This window comes from Mycobacterium sp., assembly GCF_050701675.1.
Lineage (GTDB): Bacteria > Actinomycetota > Actinomycetes > Mycobacteriales > Mycobacteriaceae > Mycobacterium.
In genome coordinates, this window is record NZ_JBOGDD010001291.1 from 1 (window position 1) to 5,450 (window position 5,450).

General features: G+C 62.7%; 4 protein-coding genes and 5 pseudogenes. 4 read left to right on the plus strand and 5 right to left on the minus strand.

Features of this window, described 5'->3' with window-relative positions; genetic code table 11:
- Positions 1-416, minus strand: a pseudogene (locus ACRDUX_RS39790) (hypothetical protein); the annotation flags it as partial.
- A 535-nt stretch (positions 417-951) separates the two neighbouring features.
- Here ACRDUX_RS39790 and ACRDUX_RS39795 point away from each other — a divergent pair.
- Positions 952-1,443: a DUF302 domain-containing protein gene (locus ACRDUX_RS39795; protein WP_526422889.1), complete on the plus strand. Its 492-nt coding sequence runs from the start codon at positions 952-954 to the stop codon at positions 1,441-1,443.
- Between the two features lie 427 nt (positions 1,444-1,870).
- On the opposite strand, the pseudogene ACRDUX_RS39800 reads toward ACRDUX_RS39795, so the two are convergent.
- A pseudogene (locus ACRDUX_RS39800) lies at positions 1,871-2,044 on the minus strand (IS256 family transposase); the annotation flags it as partial.
- An 8-nt stretch (positions 2,045-2,052) separates the two neighbouring features.
- Here ACRDUX_RS39800 and ACRDUX_RS39805 point away from each other — a divergent pair.
- Entirely contained in the window at positions 2,053-3,024 is a 972-nt protein-coding gene (locus ACRDUX_RS39805; protein ID WP_526422891.1) for a LysR family transcriptional regulator, read from the plus strand.
- A 17-nt stretch (positions 3,025-3,041) separates the two neighbouring features.
- On the opposite strand, the gene ACRDUX_RS39810 is transcribed toward ACRDUX_RS39805, so the two are convergent.
- A complete protein-coding gene (locus ACRDUX_RS39810) occupies positions 3,042-3,902 on the minus strand; it encodes a M24 family metallopeptidase (RefSeq protein ID WP_526422893.1) in 861 nt (286 codons plus the stop codon).
- Between the two features lie 405 nt (positions 3,903-4,307).
- Positions 4,308-4,577 (minus strand): annotated as a pseudogene (locus tag ACRDUX_RS39815) (GNAT family N-acetyltransferase); the annotation flags it as partial.
- A gap of 31 nt (positions 4,578-4,608) precedes the next feature.
- On the opposite strand from ACRDUX_RS39815, the pseudogene ACRDUX_RS39820 reads away from it, so the two are divergent.
- A pseudogene (locus tag ACRDUX_RS39820) lies at positions 4,609-4,953 on the plus strand (alpha/beta hydrolase); the annotation flags it as partial.
- Positions 4,954-4,957: 4 nt separating this feature from the next.
- Positions 4,958-5,242, plus strand: a pseudogene (locus ACRDUX_RS39825) (LppA family lipoprotein); the annotation flags it as partial.
- A gap of 8 nt (positions 5,243-5,250) precedes the next feature.
- On the opposite strand, the gene ACRDUX_RS39830 reads toward ACRDUX_RS39825, so the two are convergent.
- A partial coding sequence (locus ACRDUX_RS39830; RefSeq protein WP_526422895.1) for a hypothetical protein occupies positions 5,251-5,450 on the minus strand: 200 nt, incomplete at its 5' end.

A 5,450-nucleotide genomic window follows, 5' to 3' on the forward strand; every position in this document is an offset into this window, starting at 1 on the left:
CCCTTGTTGCGCCTGGCTGACCAGTCGGCCAAGGCGGCGGGCGTGCGCTTCTGCACCGGCATCGCTCCGAATGCCCTGCGGGCGTAAGCCAGCGACTCGCGGTCCGCGCGCACCGTGTTCGGCCCGATTGACGGATCGGCCGCGCGCAGCGGTAGCCAGTGATCGGCGACCTCATCGAACGTGCGCGTGGACTTGGGTGTCCATGCCGCCGTACTCCACTGGCTGCGCTGCTCGGTGACCCAATCCTGAGCGGCCTTCTTGGTCGCGAACACCTTGGTTTGCCGGACTTGCTTTCCGGTCACCGGATCGGTGCCGAGCGTTGGTCGGCGCGCCACCCTTGCCGTTGGGCAGCTTCTTGACTGAGTTGTCGGTGCGCTCGCCGCGTCGCTTGGCGCCTCCTCTGTTGGAGTGGTCATCTCGTTGTGTCCTTGCGTGGTTTGGGCATGCTGTCGAGTCTCTGCTTGAAGGCGGCCGACCTTACGTGCGCGGCCCTGCGCCGGTGCTTGGTCCGCGCGGTGCAGTCCCGGCGATTTCGATCGAGGCACGAAGGTCTCTGCAGCTGGAAAGCGTTGCGCCCCTGGTGTCCGCGGCAGAAAAGAGCGTCAGCAGTCGGTTGTTCCCGGCGTGAACTGGGTGGCGGACGAATCCGCTACCAGGCGAGTGTTGCGTTTCAGCAGTGGCGTGGCGGTCACGCTAATCCACGGGAGCGATACCGGCTAGCGGGGGGCACTTATGGGTGTCAATGGCGTGGTCACGACGCCTAACAACTGCGATCCTGAAATGGCACGGCTATTGCGAAAACATTGGGCGCCGTTACTGGCCCAACACGCTGAGTCAGGGGGAAGCTCTCGCGCTGTCTCTGAAAAAGTGCGGTGTAGTCGTCCTTGGCCCGAACGCAGAAACGGAAGGAACACCATGACAAGGAGCGCGCCCCGCGCTGTAGGCCACCGCATGACTCGTGTTGACATTCCGACTGGTATCGCCTTCGACGCATTCCGCGTCGCGTTCGAACACGCAGCCCCGGCTTTCGACACCGTAGGCGTAGAGCGGATCACCGACAACGGCGGCACCTGGGGCGACGTGCGAGACGCCGTGGCCGCCAACGCACCCAACGGGCTCATGGTTTACGCCGTGGTCGACTCAACCCGACGGCTGGCGGTGGCCGGACACCGCATCAAGACCGTCGAGTACCTGCTGGGTAATGTTGTGATCGCCGAAACCATGTTCCGCCACGACCCGAAGGCGCTGCTGTACGCGCCGCTGCGTGTCTTGGTTCACAGTGATCCCGCCGGCAACGCCATCTTTTCGATGGACCGACCCAGCACCGCCTTCGCCAGCCTGGGCATCGCCGAAATCACCGCGGTGGGCAAATCGTTGGATCGCAAGGTCGCCGCCCTGCTGCGCGCCATCGGAGTCGAACCCGGCGACGCATTCGGCGGATGACTGAGCAAATTCAGCGTCTCGTTCGTCGGAGGAACGCTGTTCGGTTCTAACTGAGGTATTGCGCGGGTCGGCATCTTCACCGAGACACTGCGGTGCCGACCGTGCGGTTCGTGCAGAGTCGCGGATGTGGGTGTGAGACAGGGATGTTCGGCCCGATACCGCCGAACTCTCGGCGTTGGTCGCTAGAAAATTGGATGTAGCAGATGTGGCTGCTCAACGGCCAGCATTTGAAGGATGCGCGGCTTCGGCGCGAAAGTGATGTGGTCGATTAGTCACACGCCGCTCAGATGCCGCCTTGAGTGATGGTCGATCCTGAGGCGCGTGGTGTCGTCGCCGAGGGCACTACCCGCGTCGAGGATGAATCCGCGGCCCGAGTAGCGGTAGCGCTGAGCGCCTGCAGTTTCTTGGCGTCGGACGCGCCTTCTGTTGCCGTGGGGGCGGCAATGGTTTGTTTGTCGGGTTCTTCGGTGGGACTCAATAGCGCCAGGGTGGTTTCGGACAGGTAGCGTTTTGTCGGCGACCGCCATTCATCGTGGGCTTCGACGAGGGCGGATACGGGCAGCTGCAGCAGCGCGGAGGGGTTGGGGAAGACGCCGACAACGACGCTAATTGATTTCGGGTTCCGACGGGCCGCTGAGCAGCGGCACTTGGCGGAGAACTGGCATAGGGAACGGTGATGATGCCGTGAAATTCCAACTGAGCCTGACGGCATTGCGGGCCGTGGAGACCGCGGCGCGGCTGCACAGTTACACCCTGGCGGCCGAGGAGTTGCACGTCACGCACAGCGCGATCAGCCATCAGATCCGGCAACTGGAATCACAGCTGCGGACGGCGCTGTTCACGCGGGTCGGTACCCAGATGATGCCGACTCCCGTATGCGAGCGCCTGACCGGTCGGTTGCGCCGCGGACTCGACGAGATCGACACCGCGCTGCGCGAAGCCGCCGGAGACGAAAGCGGAATCACCACTTTGCGGTTGAGCGTGATGGCCGACTTCGCCAACGTTTGGCTGATAGGTCGGCTAGGTGATTTCACGGAGCGGTATCCACGCATAACGCTGATGCTGAGTATTCACAGCGCGGTGGAACCACCCAATCCGAACGTGGTCGACATCGGTATCTGGCATCGACGTGTCCAGGTAGACGGTTTCCGTTCGGTGGCGCTGCCCCGGGACCGCGTCATTGCGGTGTGTAGTGCCGAATTCGCCACGCGCCATCCAGACTTGCGTATCGAATCGTTGTCGACAGTGCCGCTCCTGCGATTCGCCAGTCGGTCGTGGAGGGACTTCTTCGAAGCTGCCGGGATGGATGCCGACGAACCTAGCAGCGGACTGATCTTCTCTGATGCGGGCGCGTTGCTCAGTGCTGCACTGGCCGGTCAGGGCGTAGCCATGATCCGCAGGCATATGGCGGATGCTCAGTTGCTGGCCGGATCATTGATCCAGGTAGGAGACCTCGACATCGAGGCACATTTGGATTACTTCATGACCTGGCGCGACGGTCATCCGCGGGAGTCCGACATCGAGGCTTTCCGGGACTGGCTCCGGATGCAACTTGCCCCACGAACCGATCCGTTGCGCTGACGCAGGGTTCTCGTCGCTTAGCGTGCGTCGGCCATCGGGCGACTGCCTCGATGGTCATAGAACGTGACGTCCTCACCTTCACGCAAGTCGAGCACCTCGCATGCATCGTCGGTCACCGCCACGACGTGTTCCCAATAGGCCGCCAACGAGTTATCCGCCGTCGCTGCGGCGCGAGTCGGATTGGTCAACCGGATTCCATCGCCGCTGCCGGCACAGATGAACGGCTCGACCGTGATCACCATGCCCTTGCGCAGCACACGTCCCTCGTTGCTCGGGTCTCGGTAGTAAGGGATCAGCCAACCGTCGGCGTGCACCTGACCAGTTGAGTGACCGGTACCACTGGGCACCCGCAGCATTGAGAACCCGAAGGACTCTACGTAGGCCTGCACCTGCTCCGCGATCTCCTGGATCTTCGCGCCTGGACGCACCAGACTGATACCGAGGCACATCGCCTGGTAGCCGACGTTGTAGAGCAGTCGGGCTTTAGCGGAGGTCTCTTCCCCGACGATCCACATCCGCTGCGTGTCGCCGCACCAGCCGTCCTTCTTCAGGCTCACATCGACGCCGAACAGGTCACCCGTGCGCAGCGGCATCTCGCTGGGCTCGCCACTGAACGCGATGTTGTTGTGCGCGATGGATATGCTGGCAAATTCACTTGAGTCGTAACCCGACAGATCCTCGCGGTCGATCTCTGCGCCATATTTGTTGACGATCAAGTCGTAGGCACGGTCATTGATCTGTTGCGATGTGACCCCCGGCTGGATGTGCGGCGTCAGTTCCTCCAGCACCCGCGCCGAAATACGGCCGGCAGTGCGCAGCATGGCGATCTGTTCGGGACGCTTGATGGAAATCGCGTTGTAATCCACGTTATTGCTCACGATGCTCTCCGACGATAGTTGTGTGTTCCGGCGCCAACCGGGCGAGTTATTATTTCGCTTTTCCGGCCAGTCGCTCCTTATGGGACCATCATCGCCAACGCATCGCTGAAAGGCGAACGAGAAGTTCTCAACGGCGATGTGAATGAATTTCGCCGGCGATAGTAGATTTGCGAACAAAGCATGTTGTGCCGCTCCCAGCAACAGGGAAGTGAACGTGTCGTCGAGACGACCGCTGGTTCACACACCGTGTCGGCGCCGTCACCGGAATGCGGCGCACCGTTTCTTTGGCTCGGTCGGAGCTATCTGGCACCGCTATCGCGACAGTCGTCCTTCGAACACTTGCGCCGTAGAACCGCTTTCCATTTCCGATCCAATCGGTGATGTTGGGTCGCTAGAGCCTGCCCAATCTCCGACGAGCGCGCGGGCGTCCTTGATCAGCAGCAATAGATTTGGCAGCGGGTCGGTGGAGGAGGGCTCGAAGTCAAAATGTTGATAGAACGACCGGGCCTCGTCGTGCAGCGCGTGAACGAGCATTGCCCGTACTCGGACTATTTCGGCTGCTTGCACGCAACGTGTGATTGCATCCCGCAGCATGTGCTATCCGAGGCCGGTGTTCCGCTCTTTGCGGTCAATCGCCAAGCGCGACAGCAGGATCACGGGTACTGGATCCGGTATGACGACCAACGTGCGCGGCAGCGTCGACGGCATGACCGGGGAGATCATCGTCCAACACGACCAGGCCGTCGAGCTGCGCAACCTGGCCGGGGTCGCCGATCCGGACTCGGTGGCGACCATCGACTGGCTGGGCTACGAGGCACCCGGAATGAACCTCGACGTCACCGACGACGCGATGGCCAAGGCCGGGGTGGGTCCGCTCCGTCACTTCTACCAAGGCCTGGACGCCGCGACGAACGTGTCCGGCCAGCAGCTCATGGCCTTCGGGCACTCGTACGGTTCGCTGACCACCAGTCTGGCGCTGCAGGAAGGCGCTCCGGTGGACAACGTGGTGCTCTACGGATCGCCCGGTGGTGAACTCTCCAACGCCTCGCAGCTCGGTGTCGCGCCGGGTCACGCCTACTTCATGGACGGCGTCACCGACGGGGTGCCGACGACGATCGCGAACGCCCACACCTTCGAGCCGCCGCTCAGCGAGGTGCCCGGCTTCACCCGACCGACCCGACCTGGAGACCGCGCAAGCCGAGCTGACCGATCTCGATGGGCAGATCCGCGCCGCCGTGACCAAGTACTCCCCACACACGGTGATCGGGCCCTCGACGCCGAAAGCGGACAGGGGTTGCACAGATCCCTTCGGCCACAACATCGGTGACACCTACGCAATCGAGAAGATCTACGCCCGACCAGCCCCCACCGACGCGCGGTTCCAGCAGATCACCAGGACCTTGCAGCCGATCCTCGCCGCCGCCCGGTTCAAACCCAATACGCCCTCGGGCGTGACGCCACCGCCGGGAACCTTCTCCGAGATACCGACGACGGCTCCGTCATCGAACTGATCAACAGCCCGGGCGCAGTCTTGGCCTACGGCTACTC